This is a genomic window from Phocaeicola dorei (assembly GCF_013009555.1).
Taxonomy (GTDB): domain Bacteria; phylum Bacteroidota; class Bacteroidia; order Bacteroidales; family Bacteroidaceae; genus Phocaeicola; species Phocaeicola dorei.
The window spans coordinates 5,004,978-5,024,976 of record NZ_CP046176.1; the positions used below are offsets into that span (position 1 = coordinate 5,004,978).

The following is a 19,999-nucleotide window of genomic DNA, read 5'->3' on the forward strand; positions in this document are numbered from 1 at the left end:
ATAAGGTTGAAGCATGTTTTCTCCACCTTTTAGGAACATATTTCAACCTTGTCCACCTTGGCATGTTCAAGCGTTTTTGCCCGATTTCATCGAATATTCTGTAGGCTGCATACCAAATTCCTTCTTAAAACAGATAGAAAAATACTTGGGATCATTAAACCCGACCTTATAAGCCAGTTCGGAAATGCGGAAATTCGGATTTTCATCCATCATCCTGCAAGCCGCCTTCAGACGGATACTACGTACAAAGCCAGTTGTATTCAATCCCGTCAAAGATTTCAATTTCTTATGCAACGTTGTACGACTGGTTGCCATCTCATCTACAAACTGCGGAACATCAAAATCGGGATCATCCAAATGACGGTTCACACAGGCGACAGCATCCTGCAAAAACTTTTCTTCATCCGAAGGTATGTTCGTAAAGAACTGCAATTTTAGATGATGCACCTTGTCCGTCTCACCTTCCTGCAAAAACCTACGATTACGCAATAACAGCCTCCGACGAATCTCCCACCATATCAATACCATAAACAGTATAGCCAATAATACATAAATAAAATAAGCCCACCAAGTAGCCCAGAAAGGTGGTTCAATAATAATTTCCATTTCTCTCACGTCACCCCAATCACCATTCTCATTCGTTGCCCGTAGCTGAAACACGTACTCCCCTGCAGGCAATTTGGAATAATAGGCAGTCCGGCTGGAAGCGTCCACATAATGCCAATCAGCATCAAAGCCTTGCAACCTGTACGCATATTTATTTTGCTGGGGACGATTATAAGTCAGCGATGCAAAACAAATGGTAAAATGGGAATATGAGGCAGGAATAACTAATCTGTCTGTAAAATCGGAAGTAAAAGGAGTTATCTCCTTTCTTTTCTTATCCGACATCTGTTCCAATGGTCTTCCATCCACCAAGATATCAGTTATGCATAAAGAAATATCAGCATGTTTCTCTTCCACCACTTCCGAGTTGAAAGTCACAATTCCCCTGCTGCATCCAAAATAGAAGGTACCATCACGATAGAAAGAAGCATTTTGATTAAAGAAATTATCCGCCAACCCATCGGCAACTGTAAAGATACGTACCCTGCCCTTTTCCTTTCCGGATATGGTTAGCTTTGCCAGCCCTTGATTGGTACCCAACCACAGATTACCACTATTATCTTCCTGCATACTGCCAACCATATCTCCGGGCAAATTAAACTCCTTATGAACAGACTTGAAACAATCATTTTGCACATCATATAAACAAAGTCCGCTGCCCTCTGTCCCGACCCAAATCCGTCCGCTTCTATCCAACAAAAAACAAAGAGGAGTATTAACCGACAGCAAACCATTCTCCATACAATAGTTCTTACACTGCAACGATTCCGGACGTTCCATATCCCCTGTAACATGAACAATACCATTATTGTTGGTTGCCAACCATAATGAGCCGTCATTATCCTCAACCATCGTGGTCATCTCCCGGCCAAGCAATTCGTCTGCTCTGGACAAACGATTGAAACAATACTCACGCCCGTCCCGGTAACGCACTCCAAGTCCTTTATAGGTACACAACCAGCGGTTTCCCTTACGGTCCTCGTGAACTAAATACACTAAATCATGAGGAACAAAACCGCAATTCGAGGTCTTATACTGATGTATTATTTGTCCGTCACGACAAACTATCATCCCCTCGTCATGCACAGCAAGCAACACCTCACGGGTTAACGGGCTATAAGAAATATGATAAGGACGTTTCGAAGGAAACAATGTCACTTTTTTATCTCCATGCTGATAATCCAATCCATAGCCCATACCTATCCAAAGAGCTCCATTTTCTTCCACATACAATGTAGAAATCAAATCTGTAAAAGATTTATCGTTGCCACGAGGATAAATTACATTAAAGGAACGTTTCCTAGTATCGACATGAAAGACACCAGCCCCTTTAGTACCGATCCACATTAATCCGCTTCGATCCCTAAAGACTGTGTTCACCTCGCGGACAGGAAGATAATGTGTAGAGCCAGATTCTTGATAATTGATAAACTTTCCCTCATCAGCCAGTTCCATCACACTAACACCCTCTCTAGTACCCAACCATAACGAACGTGTCTGTAAATCTTCATGAATCGAATAAATATAATCAGACGGCAAAGAAGAAACATTTCGGGCATCATGTCTATAACCTTCAAAAGAAACCGTTTTCCTATCGGATGAAAAATGGGCCTTATACAGCCCGGACCCACTAGTTCCTATCCACATCACCCCTCTAGAGTCCTGAAACAAAGCCAAAACAGAGTTCTCTTCATCTAAAGGCGGATAGTGCAAAAATGTATTTTCCTTTATGCAATAACGATAAAGCCCATCCTTCCAGGTACCTATCAACAAATCACCATTTACATCCTCAAACAAAGTTTGAATATTCACAGATTCGGGTACGTCCCCTCTACAATTCTTCCGAGTCATCAAAGCCAATGTATCCTGCATTTCATCATAATAAGCCATTCCACGGATGTACCCCAGATAAACCCGGTTCTCTTTTGTTACATGAATTTCATTCAGCCGTTGTTTGCTGACTCCATCCAGTTGCAATTTTTTCATCTTCCCTGTCCGTTTATCAAGCATACAGAGTCCCTCGTGAGTCCCAATCCAAAGCCGGTGAGAATAATCTTCTTCCACACAAAGCACATTATTATTAACCAGAAGACCAGGGGTATAAAGATTTGATTTATAGGTACGTACCTCGTAACCATCATAACGAAACAATCCATAGAAAGTAGGAATCCAAATATATCCGTCACGGTCCTGATACACTTGGTGAACCATGCTATTCGGTAATCCTTCAGGAGTGGAAAACTGTTTGAACTCTAGATCGTCCCAACAGACATGAGCTCTCCCCTGAAATATTAATCCACTCATTATCAGAATCATGAATACTAGTCTAAATGTTTTCACTCTATTTTCTATTAGATTTCATTTAGCAAACTTACAAAAACCTAAGAATTAAATAAAGTTTTCAGAATAAAGAATCATGTATAACCCTATACTATGAGATTACTCCTAATATATAATTTCCCAAGAACCACCAATAGAACTCAGATAAAAAGGCAGTCGGTTCAGTATGAACCAACTGCCTTTACAAACTTTAAAACCATCTCTGTCTTATAAACAGAAATAGTATGAAAAAGGAAGACTTATCTTCACCCAGTAAAAATAGATAAAGAATAGAAAACAAAACAAATTAAAAAATAGATTTCAAAAGCCTTCCATCTTTTCCTCCAATTCCTCCTCCGTATCCACAATACCCAATAAGCAGTTTATTTCCCTTCTTTTATCCAAATCTTTAAAATAGGTTTCCACCACTTTATAAAGATCAAAATGACAAGTTGATCCGGCAGCCATATCCAATGAGTCCACGATCCTTTCCACTGCCTGATGAATTTTATCCACATCAATCAAATGCAGTTCATTGCTATGAATAAAATATTTTTCCATAATCATTATTTTTTCCGTTTGTACTATCATTAGAACAGTCGAACTATGGAGAATGTTTTAAAAACGAAAGCTGCTCTTATTTACATGTCTTGAACCGAAATGGCAGACACAATCCTTACATCAAAAATCCCCCCAGCTATACAACCATTCTTTGCCTGAAATTTCACTGTTACATTTTTTCTTGCTTTTATATATTCAGCAGGAATATGAATATAACATCTATACAGTCCTTTTCCTTCTTTACAAGGTTTAGACAAATCAATAGTATCTATCCATTTACCATCAATCAAAACATCAAAAATACGATTACCCGAATCACTTCCCAAAAGCTGTAAGCAAACAGACTGTTCCATCTCTTTCCGAACTTTCATTTCATACATAAAATATCCACCTTTAGAAGCATCCCGCCAATTCTCACCAGCTGTAGAATTTACTGCCTCCATTTTATGCATTTTCTCAGATTCAGCATCTGCAATAATGACCCTGTCTACAGTTCTTTTATTCAAGTTATCCTCTTCTTGCTTAAATTGCTCCGATTTCTTCAGCTCGGCCAAATAGTTCTCTTTCTTATCATAATGCCGAAAATATACGGCATAGCGGCTCCAGTGAATAGTATTAAAAGGAACCAGCTCTACAGGCTTGGATACTACATTATCCTTACTACACAAAAAAGCCAGCTTCTCTCCTTTTTTCCGGATAACAGCAGCCGGTATTTTCCGGATATCCCCTATAAAAGCCGGCACATCTATCACTGGATAATCTTTCATAGCAACAGTAGAACGTGCAGATCTGAAATCATCTTTCGATAAATGCTCGTCACTAATTCTAGCTGCCAAAACAATAGGCCCATATTTCAAAGCAAGATAATGAGTCGCCTCATTCAAAGGCACTATTTCCAATTTCATAGGTAGCTCTATCCGTACTTTATCTCCATCTTTCCACTGCCTGTTTATTGAAACATATCCATCCACACCAGCCTTTATTTTCTCTCTCTTACCATTTACAATTACATTGAGTGACGAACTTCCCACCCAATAAGGACAACGTATCTTTAAATTAAAAACAGCCTCTCCGGAAACAGTAAGACTAGTAACACCTTCATCAGGAAAAGCAGTTTCCTGATGAATACTGATTCCTTTATCCCATGTAACTACCGATGGTATAAACATATTTACATACAAGGCATCATCTGTATGAGCATAAATCATTTGCCCAAACTTTGCTGTTTGCTCAAACCCCGTCCCGGTACAACACCAAAAAGAATCATATTTAGTTCCATAAATTTTATAGTGTCCCGGTTTCATGGAAGTATAATACACACACATACCCTGATCAGGATCATAGTTGGCCAAAATATGATTAAATAAGACTTTCTCATAATAATCCACTTTCTCCACCTCGGCATAATCACAATATAAACTCTCTGTCAGACGAAGCATATTAACCGAATTACAAGATTCAGGTCCCCCGTTCAATTCTATTCGATGCTCGAATTCCTCAGGAGCAAAGAAATGTTCTCCTGTACTGTTACCTCCCATCACCCAAGTATGTTTTCTCACTACTGTATCCCAAAAGAAACGGGCAGCTGTGGTAAAACGTTCATTACTATCATAACGATAAACAGATTCGAAACCTGTAAATTTAGGAATCTGGGTATTAGCATGCCAACCCTCCAATATATCCTTTCCTTCAGACATGGGAACCCACATATCCTCATCGTTGAGTCTTTGTGCCCACTTAAGATACTTCTCCTCACCCGTTATCTGATAAACATCTATAAAAGACTCATTGATAGAGCCATGCTCGCACACCAACAATTTTTGAAGGTCATCATGTGATAACTTGTCAATGACTGAATAGCCGAACCAGTCTGCCATCTTTACCAATATTTCTTTTGCCTGTAATAAATCACATCGCATATAAACCTGATAAAGCCCCAACATGATCTTGTTCATGACATACACAGGTTCCCAGCATTTGTCATAAGGAGTCTCAATAAAAGGATTAGAAGTCTTGAAATTTCCATCCAGCACATTCTCGAAAATAGCTCTACCGCAAATAGTAGGTAACAAATATCCATCACCTCCAGCTTGCTGGCAAAGAGATAACTCCTCCAAGATATAGCTTAATCTACTTAGAATTGCAGTATCTCCCGTAGAATCATACATCATAGAAATTCCAGACAGATAAAACCCCATAATATGTCCCGGTAAAGGTCCATGCCCGTTCATATACTCAGATTCCCAAAAAGGATAGGGTTGTGCCTTAGGTGTCAAACCTGCTTCTCTCCGAAACCAAGACAGCAAACGGTCAGGTTCCAAAGAAAGCATATAGGCGTGGTTCAGGTCCATGATATGTTTAAAATCACTATCCAGTAAACGGACTTCTTTTAAAGAGAACAAAGAAATTTTATCTCCATTCACCGGCTCCACCTTTACCTTGTTTTCTTGTGCGTATACACCGGAAAAGACCAATAAGGTATATAGAAAAAGAAATATTTTCTTCATATTTAATGTGCTTTTTGATTTATATAATGAGCGATAAAAGGATGTCTATTCTTCCATTTGACCTCCATATTCGAAAGAAACCAAGTTTTACCAAAGTCATCATTCCCTTGATAAAATAAATATGTTTTTCCTTTCCTTGTTTTAAAGAGATGAGGATGTCCGGACTCACAGCAATTCCATGTTCCAGGATCACCATTCATCAGAAAGGGTTTATTAGAAAGTTTTGTCCAATGAATACCATCACTACTTTTAGCAACTCCAATCTGCTGAGGACGATTATTATAGGCCCCGGCATAAAACATAAACATCTCATCTCCCATCTGCACAACAGATGCTCCTTCGACACACTTCTCTTCCCAAGGATATTCGGGAACAAGCACCGGATGATTCACCGGACTCTTCCATGCCTGTTTCGAAAAATCCGTATGTGCAGGTGCCATTGCAACTCCTATAATTTGGGTAGAATAATCAGGAGTACGAGTTGCATAATATAAATAATACCGATCCTTTAAAAAAACGACCTCCGCATCGATGGCACGCCCGCAGTTCCACTCCCCTTCCGGAGAAAAAATAGGATTTGTAGCATTACGTACAAAATGGATCCCATCTTCAGACCATGCATGACAAATAGCATCTTTAGCACCATTACCATACGTCTGATAGAATAGATGAACCGTATCATTTCTTACCAAAGCACCCGGAGCACATAACCCTTTAGACTCATAAGCTGTTTGAGGTATGATTTCTCCAATACGATGCCAATCTTTCAGATTCTTGCTCCCGGCAATGCCTATTCCCCAACCTTGCGCTTCCGCGTTTCCATTCTGCTTTGGAGGAATAGAATAATACATCAGATATTTACCTTGGAACTCCACTACATGAGGATCTTTAGAAAAAGGTATTCCAATACGGCTTGTATCTCCATACATCATTTGTTTTTGGGCTAAAGAACAAAACACGCATATACACATCAATCCGGTGGTCATAATATAGCGTTTCATAGGCCTATTTTTTTTGCTTCTGCATTCTGCAACCAAACACACCTCCAGCAATCATACCGGGCAAAGCCTGTATCTTAACAGTTACATGACTTTTCCCCCGAGTTAAATCAACAGGAATAGGATACACTTTATCAATCCATGCACTAAAAGTTTCCACCCGTAATTTTTGCTCCCCTATCTTTTCATGTTCGGCAAATATCTCGAATTCACGATTTCCTCCATCTGTACTGCTATAAGTCAAAACCAATTCCATCGGTTGAACCGGATCTACTCTCAGGGTATACGAAAACCATCCACCATCCGAGGCATCACGCCATGTATTTGGTCCTCCCGTATGAGTATTCTCACCTTTCAACTGATGCGCAGTTTCCGAACTTTCTTTACCGATAAAAACTTTATCCGTAATACGGGCACGTTCTTTTAGCTGATCTTTCAATATATTCTCATCGGAAGGAAGCCACACAGCCATTTCACCATTTCCTCTATGAGACCGTGCATAATAAGGAATAAGCAGGATAGAATCTGTCACAGACTTTATTTCCTTAAAATCATTCTCGGCAATAATGCGTTCTGTGGTTCCTTTCAATATCTCCACACCTCCCAACATAGAAGCAGGAGCAGCCTCAAAAGCCGTTTCCGGTTTCAGCACATAATTCAATACAGTCCCTCCATTGTCAGCAAACTCTGCACAATAAACTATCGGGCCACGCTCTACGGCAAGATGATTCACATCCGTAGCAACCTTATCATTTGCTGAAACCTTGTGGACATCCATCGGAAGACTTAGTTCAATTGTATCCCCCTGTTTCCAACTACCGGATAAAACGGCATATCCTTTCTCCATTACAAAATCCCGGGGTTTTCCATTGATTGTAATTTTTACGGCTCCTTTATCATGCCTGGTATAAGTATAAAGATCGGAAGGTACAGGCTGACTATTTACCCATCCCGGAATACGCAACATAACAGCAAAATCTTCCGGGGTTTCCGGAGTCAATATCAACTTTATCTTTCCATTCCACGGATAATCCGTCTGTTGTTCCACCTGTACATGCTTTCCATTCTTTAGAACTACATCAGCATGGTTGGCACCATACAGATTCACATAAAATCCTTTGGAAGAAGTGGCATACACATACCCTGGCACCGAAGGAATAAAACGAGCTAGATTAGAAGGGCAGCAAGAACAATCAAACCATTCGCTACGCTCTGAGCCATTTTCATCGCAAGAGAGGACATTTGGATAAAAAAACTTCTTTCCACCCAGACTAATGCCACTCAACACCCCGTTATACAAAGAACGTTCCAGCACATCAATGTATTTGGCATCACCATGCAGCATGAACATGCGTAAATTCCACATGCAATTGGCAATAGAAGCACATGTTTCACAATAAGCTGTACTATTAGGCAACTCATAGTTTTTACCAAACGCTTCTCCATGACGAGTTGAACCAATAGCTCCGGTAATATACATCTTCTTCCCTACTACATTGTCCCATAATTTACCCACAGCATTTTCAAAATGCCGCTCGTTTTTCAAAGCGGCTATATCTGTCATAGCAGCATACATGTAGGTAGCCCGCACTGCATGGCCTACAGCCTCATCCTGAGCAATGACTGGCTTATGATCCTGCCAATAAGATCCGTTACGGAACTGATCCTCACTATTCCGATCATATTTGTCATACTTTCCACGAGCCTCCAAAAAGAATTGTGACAAATCCAAATAACGTTTATCTCCTGTCACCCTATAAAGCTTTACCAGCCCAATCTCCACTTCCTGATGCCCTGGCGCTACAGTAATCTTTTCTTCTTCAGGACCAAAGGTATTACACAACAAATTCGCACTCTTAATGGCTATATCAAGAAATGAACGTTTTCCGGTAGCTAGATAATGAGCTACAGCCGCCTCATACATGTGTCCTACATTATACAATTCATGGCTGTTGTCACGTTCATTTTCCCATCTTTTACTGCCAGCCCACGGATGTTGCGAATCCCCGCCAATAGTACGAGTAGTATAAAGATAACCATCCGGTTCCTGCGCAGCTCCTATCAGATGAATCAGACTGTCCATATACATATCCAGCGCTTTATCCTCCTTCACCGCCAACAAGTAAGCAGCTCCTTCCATTATCTTATACACATCCGAATCATCAAACGGATAAGGGGAATTGAACTTTCCTTCCATCAGTTTCCCCGCTACTGCAAAATTATCTATACGATGAGTTTCCTCACATTTATGAAAAGCAAAAGGCACGGTAACACTACGAATGGTTTCAATACGAGATGCCCAGAAATTATCAGAAAAGTGTACATTGGTAAAAGGTACATCCTTGTATTGATAATCAGATTTATTGCTATCCGTCGACTTACACGCGGCAAGAACCCCGGCGACGAATAATATAACCAACGTTTTTTTCATGGTAATCTATATTTAAAGTTTATCTATAATTCGTATCTGAAGTAATTTTCAATTCATACAATCCTCCGGCATTCTTCCCTTGAGCAGCACGGAAAGTAACATTCACTTTATCCTTTCCACGAGTCCAGTCTGCAGGAATAGAATACACATCGTCCACATAGGTCAGATATAGTTTTCGATTCAAACTGACAGTACGTAGATAGTTGCCGTCAATCAATATATCAAACTGACAAGTATCAGGCTCGTCTCCCCAGAAACGACAAATCAGATGATAAGGCTTTTGTTCCGTTTTATTTATATGAAGTGTGTAAGAAAACCATCCGTCTTTTGCCATACGGAACCGAGTATTCTTTGCCCAAAAATAATCATGCCAATAAATAGAATCATTCTCCCCTTGCAACGCATGTTTCCCTTCATCTTTCTCGTCACCGATCTTCACTTCATCCGTTAAAGAACGAGTACGATAAACAAATTCATCCGGAGAATAAAGTTTCCAATATACAGTATGCCGCTGATGATGCATTTGAAAATAAGGGATCAACCCTACCCCTTGTTGTCCACCTCCATTCTTTACTGTAAACCGTAAAGGATGTTGTGAAGAACATTGTATCCAGCTATCCAGATCGGCCAATGGACCCACTAACATAGGAATATTCTTTGCCGGAAGCGATTCACGACAAGCACGATTGTCAATAACCCTATCTTCGGGCATATCATCCGTCCCCAATCCTCCCGCAAGCAATATCGGGCCATACATGACAGAGCCGAAATGAGGTTCATCCTTTGCATAATCAATATATAAGTTACGTGTGAAAACCAATGTTATCACATCTCCGCTCTTAACAGAATCCAACAGGCGAATGTAGCTTCCCTTATGTGCTTCCGTCTGTGCCGGCTTTCCATTAATACGAACTACAGCATCACCGCTCACCCAATCCGGATAACGGAACAGAAGCATTCCTGTATAGCTCCCTATTTCATCCATCCTTACTGTAACCGTATCCGACTCCGGGAAATAAGTATCCAAAGTCAGCTTCAAACCTTTTTCCTTCCAGTGGAGACGTGAAGGAATATACAGATTGACCAGCAATTCTTGGTTATCCTTAAAATAAATGGATTCGGCATACTTAGAATGATTCTCCATCCCTGTACCCACACAACACCAGAAAGAATCAAACGGAGTACTATATTGCTTAAATGATCCCGGCAACAAAGAAGTATAATAAGTCACACAGCCCGGCATATCAGGATCTTGTGAAGCAAGAATATGGTTATATAAAGCATGTTCATAGTAATTCAGATATTTATAATCACCATCCAACATGAACAACTGTCTTGACAATTTCAACATGTTATATGTATTACAAGTTTCTGCCGAAGTATAGTCCAGCCGCTTGCTTTCTTCACCCGGTACGCCAAAACGCTCATAACAACTATTTCCACCGATGGCCAATGTGTGATCTTTAATTACAATATTCCAAAAGTTACGGGCAGCCTGATAATAAATATCATTGGGTGAGAACTCATACTCTCTGGCTACTCCCATAAATTTAGGTATTTGATCGTTAGCATGGCGACCGAATAACACATCTTCTCCGTTAGCAATCGGATAAATAACATTGATATGATTGAACCTTTCTGCCGTCTGCAAAAATTTCTTATCTCCGGTAATACTATAAATATCAACAAAAACTTCATTCATCCCCCCCTGTTCCACACTCAAGGTACTTTGAAAAAGATCCCTATTGCTATTCAAGGCTATATGAGAAATAAAATCCGCCAAAGGCATCAATATATCCTTGGCTTGCCTACAACCTGCATAGACATATGCATCCCTCAATCCCGCCAAAATCTTATGGATACAATACCATGAGTTCCCATTCTGGTTATAATTCCAAGGTTGTCCGGTTTCATCCGGCTGGTTAAGCACCACATTCCCTTGAAGCAACTGCAAATAACCCTCCTTTCCTCTTTTACCGGTAATGAACCAACCATCCGGGGTCTGTTTTTGGCACTCTTGCAGTTCATCCAGCATATAATTCAATTTATCCAGCAAGGCTTTCTCGCCTGTAGAAGCATACATCATGGCACAAGCAGACATATAATGACCATAGGTACATCCACCATGCTTCTCCCATCCTCCGTAATTATCTCCTTTCCCCTGCAAACCGACACTACGGCGTACGTGTGGAATGAGCCTGTCTACATCCAGCGACAGCAGATATCCTTTATGTAAATCCATCGCTTTCTTAAAATAGCTATCGGTTAATTCGACTTCCGACAGTGCAAATGACTGCCATACCGGAACATGTACACGAGGTGCTTTGCGCACCTGCTCATATTCCGATGCAGTCAACTTGATCACTCCTAAAAACAATATACTTAAAACGAATACTAACCTATATTTTTTCATGGTAACAGATTTTATAAAAAACACAATCAATGAATCAATTCAATCTTACGGAAATCAGCAAAGGTTCCGTCTCCCCCTTTAGCACACAAGCCTATGCGGAAGCCCATTCCCCACGGAACATACGGCGAAGCATCTATTTCCGTTGCCAAAGGTATCCACCTCTGCCCTTTCCGGAACTCAAAGCAAAGCCAATACCCGTCTTTCACAGTCATCCTGACCTGTGTCGTTGCTGACACCGTTATAGCACTTTGAGCCAAGACATCAACTTTACCATCTACATTTTTCCATACTTCCACCTTATCTTTCAAAACTGATATGCCAATACCGGCTAAAGGAGCGCCAAATCCATTATGAGCTCCACCAATAATACCGATACCAGCCGCAGCCATACTTTTCCGGTTATCAACAGTAGCAGTCAACGAAAAATTCAAAGCCTTGACAGGTTGTACCAGCAGAGTACCCAATTCCCTGTTTTCCATAGATGCTCCTAGATGTAATCCGTTTTTTCCTGTCTGATAATCTATTTTCTGGGTTACCCTCCATTGCCAAATGGGAGCTAGTGTATTACCCTTAAAGGAATCCACATAATCCAAAGACAAATTAGGACGATTATAAACGGCATCGTTCCTAAAATAAGGCCAGCCATCCTCTCCCCAACACAATTCCTCCAACACGCCCTGACGTCCGACATATACCGAACCACTCCTATTATAAGCATGATACAAATAAAACTCCTTTCCATCTTTCCGAACTATAGTACCATGTCCGGGACAACGCCAATCCTGATTGTCTACCAGTATAGGATTCTTTTCATACTTCTCCCATTTACCCAGCAAAGATTTGGAACGGGCTACTCCTGTTTTATAATTACATTTTTTATCACAACAGCTAGCTGCCGAATACAAGATATAAAAATAATCCTGCTTTTTAAAAACACATACCCCTTCTACCAGCCCTTCCTCCCAAGGAGTGTCATTACAAAACAAGGAAGTCATTTCTCCTATCAGACGGGTACGGTCCTCCGTCATCTCCTGTGCCCAAATATTTGTAGGCAAGCCCATACTGTTGCCATCTTCTTTCCATATAAGATAAAGTTTACCCTTCTCATCTCTTGCAGCAAAAGCATCAATAGAGCCTGGTTCCTGAGCAACCAACGGTCCCAAATCTTTGAACCTCCCCATCGGGGAATCAGCTACCGCCGCCGCACACGATAATCTCTTTGTCCTCTTGTCACGGGCTGTATAATACAGATAAACCTTTCCCTGTTTCTCATCATACGATAATTCCGGGGCCCAAAAATTATTCAATGCCCAATCAGGTGCTCCATCCGGAAAAACATAATTCACCAATTCCCAGTTCACTAAATCTTTTGATTTAAAAATAGGGAACAACGGCGACCATTCATTAGAAGTCGCAGCAGCCCAATACTCTCCATTTATTTCAATGACAGTAGGATCAGGACGATCACCCGGCAATACCGGATTAATAATTTTTTCGTACCCAACGGCTTGCACATGTACACCGCAACATCCCATAATTGTCAATAGAATCACAAATAACAGTCTTTTCATAGTAATATAAAATTATTCATAAGTTACAGGAAATGCCGAGATACGCAAACGGGCAGCTCCCATCGGTATCAAGGTTATATCTTCCAATATTTCACTTTTCGGAGCCCCTTCTTCCGGCAACACACCACATAAGCCATATTGATCTATACCCCAAGAAGGCACTCTTCTCCCTTGTGCTTTTATCACTAGAGGAACGTTATCAGCAGTAAAAGGATAATTGTCTGAAGGCCATTCTCTCTTCTCGACTTTCAAGCATTGCTCCAAAACCCTATCATCCAATTTCAAAGCATAGTTCCAAGCACTTTGAGGATAGATTTCATAAGTAGGCCAAGCATTGACATCAGCACCTTTCTGCCATTTAGAATCCCATATAGCATTTTCTGCACTATTTACTTTTCTATACTCTTCCTCTATCAACAGAGAGAAAGTCAAAGGACCGTAATTCACGCTGGCACTGTTTTGATTGGTCTGCCATCTTTGAACAGATAAAGACATGGGTAATTGCAAGATTACCACATCTCCATTACTCCAAGTTCTATCCAAACGAACACATTTACCAGACTCCATACCAGCAGCTACCGTTTCTCCGTTAACTATTAATGTAGCCCCCTTGCACCAAGCAGGTACACGAAGATATAATGGAAAATCCACTTTACCGGAAACTTGCACTGTAAACCGAATCATTTCTTCAAACGGATAGTTTGTTTCTTCTCTCAGAATAACTTCAGTTCCGTTTACCCCTACTTTCGCCTGTGCACAACACGGACCGTAAATAATGGCGGCAAGCCCGTTATCCGGAGTTGCATAAACCAAATTTTCAATATAGTAAGGCCAGCCTTGCGCATGGTTATGCTGACAGCAACGACTGCTGAAAGGATTCATAGCCAAGAAAGGACCTCCATTATCAATTCCGGGTTTATGATCTTTAGAATCACTCACCACCTGATTGGGACAAGTAATATATCTTAAAGCTTTGAAATCAGGCATTACCGCCGCCGGATAAGAATTGAAAGCGACCTCCTCGCAATGCTCAGCCCAAAAAGGATCACCGGTCATACGAAGCATTATCTCATCAGACGCCATCTGTTCTACAAATCCACAAGTTTCTGTACCTTGTCGTGGATCAATATAAGCCAAACGGGCATTCTCGTCCGCTCCGAACATACCTCCCGGCACCTGTCCGAAAATACGTCTCACCAGATGATGCACTCGATAAGATGCCTGCAAATCTGCCGAATCACCACTAAGCATATAGTAAGTAGCCGGTTCACGAAAGCACTGTGCAATATTCACATTATGCCAATTAGGCAAATCCGATTCATTTGTCCAGTCTGCCGTATTACGATGAAGTTTCCGAGCAAGCTCCAGCAGGAATTGTTCTCCTGTGATGTTATAAAGCCAATAAACACTATACAGATTATCCCCCCCACGGCTGTTCTCCCAATAATCTTCCAAAAATTTATCATCGGGGACAGTCAGTTGCCATTTAAAGTAATCAGTCATCAAAGTCAACACTCTCTTATCACCAGAATATTCATAATAAGATTGCAAACACCAAAGCATTACCATATTCGCCCAAAGTTCTCTCTTCCCTCCACGTTCATTCACCGGACCGAAAAAGCCATCCGGTTGCCGACTCTGAATAGCTGCTTCAATCCAGACTTTTGTTTCTGCAATCATAGCAGAATCTTTTAAGATATAAGCCAAATCACCATATCCTTTCAGCCAATAAGGGACTTCTTCCCAACCATGATCTCCACCAGACAGCAACCACGCATTATCCTTCTTATCCAACCACGCACTAATTTCACCCAGTTTCCCGGTTAATCCCTCTTTTTGCAACAACAGGTACTTTTTCAGCCAGCCTTCCGGCTCAATGGTTCCTACCGGCAATTTTATAAAATGCAATGGTTTCAAAGGCAAACGATTTCCCTGATAACTGACATTCCTATCTATCGTACCGGGACGTGAAAGCATATCTATCTTCATCTCCCTTTTCTCCTCCATACATGCCGTCAGTACAGCCACAATCAAAAAGGAACCTAATAACAATTTCCCTATATTTCTCTTTTTCTTAAACATACCGTTTTTTATTCAAATTTTACATCAGCAAAAGTACATCTGTCCCTGAGTTTCATGGAAAAGAATCTTGTCAGAAAAAGAAAGAATATAACCATTTTACCCATTCAGAAGTTTTTCAGCCCATATCATCGTATTTTCTTTACTTTTAATCCGCTAATAACACCTTGTCCTTTTTGAGGAGAAAGCAGAATCTCCAGTCCTTCATGATTCCGCACATTGACCACAAGTGTCTTTACAACAGCTGTCTGCTCGCCATAAGAATCAGCCAGATTCAATGACTCTATCAATTTTTCTCCATTGACTGACACATCAAATACACGTTGTCCCTCGGCAGAAACACCTGTACGCACAATATTTTTCCGTTCATCCTTACTGAAAGGTTCCGTGAAATAAAAGCCAATTTCATATACTCCGTCAGGAACATCCAGCCGGTAACAAGTCGTACCAATTAAAAAGGTCTGAAAAAGAGGCTCTAAAAAAGTATTTTTTATATCAGCCCCTACTCCATACCTAACTCCATCATGTGATGATCCCGGCCAGGAGTTAAAAGGTTTTCCATCCATATATCCCCAACTTCCCTTTGTATAAGGTTTATCGGGTATCCATATTTCCTGAAGCTGCGGGTCTATAAAATAACAATGCTCCTGTCCCAAATTAATACAAAGACCGTCCAAAAGCACATCACTGTCAGTAAGACGGGAAGATAACAATCTCATCTGTATCTTCAGCCTGTCTGAAAGTGCCCCACTTCGGGCATCCAGCAGATTCTCTCCGTTTATAAAAGGAACTACGAAAACAGCTTCCCCATTTACCACTTCACGCACTCCCAAAGACTTTCCATTATGAATTAACTCCACCGTTTTCTGATTAGAAAAAACACTGATCTTACGCACATTTATACTATCATCACAAATTTCCACCCTTTTCGTCCAATCGGCCCCGGCAATATGAATCATCGGAATGTCCGACCAACGAGCCTGACAGTAATAATAAATCTCTTTCTTCCGACGATCCTCTGTCAACATTCCTTTTTGATTCAGATTAGGCTTGCTATCACCACGACCGTCCACCTGAAAATCAACCAAATTCCAAATAGAATAACCTATATAATCCGGACGTTTCTCCATTTCATTGATATATCTGCGATTAAAATCCAATTGAAATTCCGGAGTAAAATCAAATGTACGCGGAGTATAAGAATGGATACGTTCATCGCTTCCTGCTCCAAATTCCGACAAAAAACGAGGTTTTGCAGTAGAATAACTACAAAATTTATCAAACATAGGTGCAATCGTAGCAGAATCTCCCTGATACCAAGATTCATATACATTTACCCCGTTAACATCCGAAATATTAAACATCTCCTTACTAGACTGTGTATAGGGTTTCTCCCAAGTAAAAGCATGAAAGGCGACACAAGAAAGACGATAAGGATCCAGCTCTTTTTTCAAAGCCTCCAATTCCCTAGCCAACACAATAGCTTGCTTATGGTAATCCCATAATTCATTCATAGCCCCCCATAGTACCACCGATGGATGATTGTAGTTCTGAAGAATCATCTCTTTCAACATTTCTTTGCAGTTATGAGCGAATTTCGTATTTTTTCTCACTTCATTCACAACACAAATTTCAGACCATACTATCAACCCCAATTCGTCACAGGCTCGATATATTTCCGGATCTTGAGGATAATGACTGATACGCACAAAATTAGCTCCCATTTCTTTCAGCAACCGCATATCCCTACGATTCATTTCAACGGGAATAGCCGTTCCCAAACCTGCATAATCCTGATGCCGTGCAGCTCCCCTCAATTTAAGATACTTCCCGTTCAGATAAAAGCCTGTCTTGTCCACCGAAAACCATCTGAATCCAACCGGAGAAATTACTTCTTGATACATTTCTCCATTCTTGGCATCGCATACCTGCACTTTTACCGTATATAAATAAGGTAATTCAGGAGACCACAAATGAGGATTCTCTATCCTTCCTACAGAAGTGGATATAGGATATTTCCTGCCTGGAATCAGTTTCAGTTTCAACTGTTTCTCTTTCACAATCCGATTCATTTCATCGCAAAGAAAAACATTGACGTGCACGTGCTTTGTATCGGTAAAGTCATTTTTAAGAAAAGCCACAATTTGCATTGACGCCTCAGATACCGACACTTCAGGGGTTTGTATCCTTACTGGAACAGCTGCATAAGGTTCTGTCACAAAATGCACTCTTTCCGTCCATTGCAAGAACACCCTGCGATAAATACCCCCAAAAATAGAAAAATCTCCGGAAACCGATGGAAGGATTTCCCCCAAAGAAGAACTATTATCCACTTTTACCGCCAACAGATTTTCCTTTCCAACTTCACAGATATCAGTTATATCAACTCCGAAAGCGGTATATGCCCCCAAATGAGTTTGCAATAATTTCCCATTTAAATAGACGTCTGCCTTGCTGGCCACTCCATCAAAACGAAGAGTTATTTTCTTATCCCGTGCCTCTGAAGGAATGAACAACTTCTTCCTATACCAAGATATGCCGCGCCTATATCCCCGTTGCTCGTCAATCACATCTCCGGCATTCCAAGTATGGGGCAAATCTACAGTTACCCAATCAGAATCATTCCAATCCATACTGGAAAAACGTTCATCATTCTCTGCTTTATACTTCCATGAATCTGTTATAGAAATTTCAGAGGCACATATACAACATATACATCCCCAGAAAAACAACAACCAACCGGCAAACCTTTTCATACCATCACTTCAAATAAATATTAAAAGAAAAAGACTGTCCGGAACCGCACATGACAAAAAGTGCCAAACAGGTTTTCGGACAGTCTGTTCATTACCAATCCACTAATATCCCGGATTCTGCTTTAACTTACCATTCTTATCCAATTCAGCTCTTGGAATAGGATACAAGTTCTTATTTATATCATTTGTAGCAGAATGAGAAAGCCATGATTTAGTTGTCCATACTCCAAAACGAATCAAGTCCTGCCTTCTTCTTCCTTCTTGGTTAAACTCCCAACCCAATTCATCCAAAAAGCGACCATATTTTATATCTGCTCCACCTTCATGAGTTGTTCTAGGACTTTTAATCTTGTCCAAATAGGTTGTTTCGCGCAATCCATAATCATAGGTACTCCCTCCCATCAGTTCCGCACCAGTGACTACCGCTTTTTCCGGAGCAGACTTGAATGCGCGTTGTCTGATTTCTGTTACAATTTGTGCCGCTTCGTCCGCTTTTCCAGTCCTTAACAAACATTCAGCTTTCATCATCAATATATCTGTATAGCGGAAGGGGAAAACATCGTTACTCATAGCACCAGGAGACATACCGGCAACATACTCATACTTTGCCAAATGATATCCATGTAATTCCTCAGCCCAATCAACCCCCGGAACCACATTTACAATATTCATAGGAATCCCCTGACTGTTGCCTATCTCGCACAACACATTGGAACCATCGGGATACACTTGCTGTCCCATCAAATAATTCTCGGTCAGACGACTGTCATCCGGATCAAATGTATTTATAAATTGCGGAACAGCAACCGAACCTCCCCAACCACCAAAACTCTTAGTGGAATATACCTGAGAGAACTGACCGTTTAGAGCGTAATTGAATATATTCAATCCACCGGCGTAACTTTGATCAAAAGGAACAGCAAAAACAGCTTCCGTACAATCCTCATTATCAGCCTTGAATACATCTTTCTGATTTCCCGCCAACGAGAATTTACCAGATTTTATGATCTCCTCACAGGCATCCAGACACTTTTGCCATTGTGGGGTTCCCGTATACACCTCCGCATTGATATACATCTTGGCCAATAAAGCATAAGCAGCCCATTTGGTAAAACGTCCGTAAGTCGATTCATCAACATTCTCCGGTAATAAAGGAAGGGCGGCTGTCACTTCGGCAATGATAGAATCATTCAAGGCTTTACGACTGATTTGTTCGGGAAGAAAACCTTGAGGAACATCAAAACGGGTCAGATAGGGTACATTGCCGTAATAATCACAAAGCATATAATAATAAGAAGCCCTTACCGCTTTTAACTCCGCCAAATAATTATCCTTACCTTCCGTCACAGGCAACAGGCCGGATTCAATCTGGTAAATTACCTGATTGGCATTGTTTATACCAGTATACAGGTCACCCCACCGATTAACAGCCTCACCTGTCTCCGAAGTCCAGGTATGTAAATGCATGTTAATGGTAGTCCCATTCCATCCCCAAGGATGTACCGGTATCATGGTCTCATCTGTAGAAATGGTCTGCGTTTCATTTATTGCACCGATAACAACAGAACGCCATGGAGTATAAGCATTACCTAATATGGCAACCATGTCCTTTTCCGTATAATGATATTTATCGGATACGATCGTAGTATACACGCTATCGTCCAGTTCCATACAACTATTCAATGATGCTCCTATCAGACAACAAAGTGCAGGACACATCAATGCTATTCTTATTCTTCTTTTCATGTTCTTCAATCT

At 40.8% G+C, this 19,999-nt stretch carries 10 protein-coding genes; all 10 read right to left on the reverse strand.

Annotated features, from left to right (window positions below):
* Positions 1–66: 66 nt before the first annotated feature.
* Positions 67–2,946 (reverse strand): two-component regulator propeller domain-containing protein, encoded by a 2,880-nt coding sequence (locus GKD17_RS20490; RefSeq protein ID WP_032936869.1) that lies wholly within the window; start codon positions 2,944–2,946, stop codon positions 67–69.
* Positions 2,947–3,246: 300 nt separating this feature from the next.
* Positions 3,247–3,486 (reverse strand): hypothetical protein, encoded by a 240-nt coding sequence (locus GKD17_RS20495; RefSeq protein WP_007841252.1) that lies wholly within the window; start codon positions 3,484–3,486, stop codon positions 3,247–3,249.
* Positions 3,487–3,566: 80 nt separating this feature from the next.
* Positions 3,567–5,993: a glycoside hydrolase family 127 protein gene (locus GKD17_RS20500; protein ID WP_007839060.1), complete on the reverse strand. Its 2,427-nt coding sequence runs from the start codon at positions 5,991–5,993 to the stop codon at positions 3,567–3,569.
* 2 nt (positions 5,994–5,995) lie between these two features.
* Complete coding sequence (locus GKD17_RS20505) at positions 5,996–6,994, reverse strand: family 43 glycosylhydrolase (RefSeq protein ID WP_007841253.1); 999 nt, start codon at positions 6,992–6,994, stop codon at positions 5,996–5,998.
* A 4-nt stretch (positions 6,995–6,998) separates the two neighbouring features.
* Positions 6,999–9,422, reverse strand: a complete 2,424-nt coding sequence (locus GKD17_RS20510; protein ID WP_007839062.1) for a glycoside hydrolase family 127 protein — start codon at positions 9,420–9,422, stop codon at positions 6,999–7,001.
* A 19-nt stretch (positions 9,423–9,441) separates the two neighbouring features.
* Complete coding sequence (locus tag GKD17_RS20515) at positions 9,442–11,835, reverse strand: beta-L-arabinofuranosidase domain-containing protein (RefSeq protein ID WP_032936873.1); 2,394 nt, start codon at positions 11,833–11,835, stop codon at positions 9,442–9,444.
* 26 nt (positions 11,836–11,861) lie between these two features.
* Complete coding sequence (locus GKD17_RS20520) at positions 11,862–13,406, reverse strand: family 43 glycosylhydrolase (protein WP_007839066.1); 1,545 nt, start codon at positions 13,404–13,406, stop codon at positions 11,862–11,864.
* A 12-nt stretch (positions 13,407–13,418) separates the two neighbouring features.
* On the reverse strand, positions 13,419–15,488 hold the full coding sequence (locus GKD17_RS20525; RefSeq protein WP_007839068.1) for a beta-L-arabinofuranosidase domain-containing protein: 2,070 nt from the start codon (positions 15,486–15,488) through the stop codon (positions 13,419–13,421).
* Between the two features lie 125 nt (positions 15,489–15,613).
* Complete coding sequence (locus GKD17_RS20530; RefSeq protein ID WP_007839070.1) at positions 15,614–18,241, reverse strand: glycoside hydrolase family 2; 2,628 nt, start codon at positions 18,239–18,241, stop codon at positions 15,614–15,616.
* A 102-nt stretch (positions 18,242–18,343) separates the two neighbouring features.
* Positions 18,344–19,987: a RagB/SusD family nutrient uptake outer membrane protein gene (locus tag GKD17_RS20535; protein WP_032933493.1), complete on the reverse strand. Its 1,644-nt coding sequence runs from the start codon at positions 19,985–19,987 to the stop codon at positions 18,344–18,346.
* Positions 19,988–19,999: the final 12 nt, after the last annotated feature.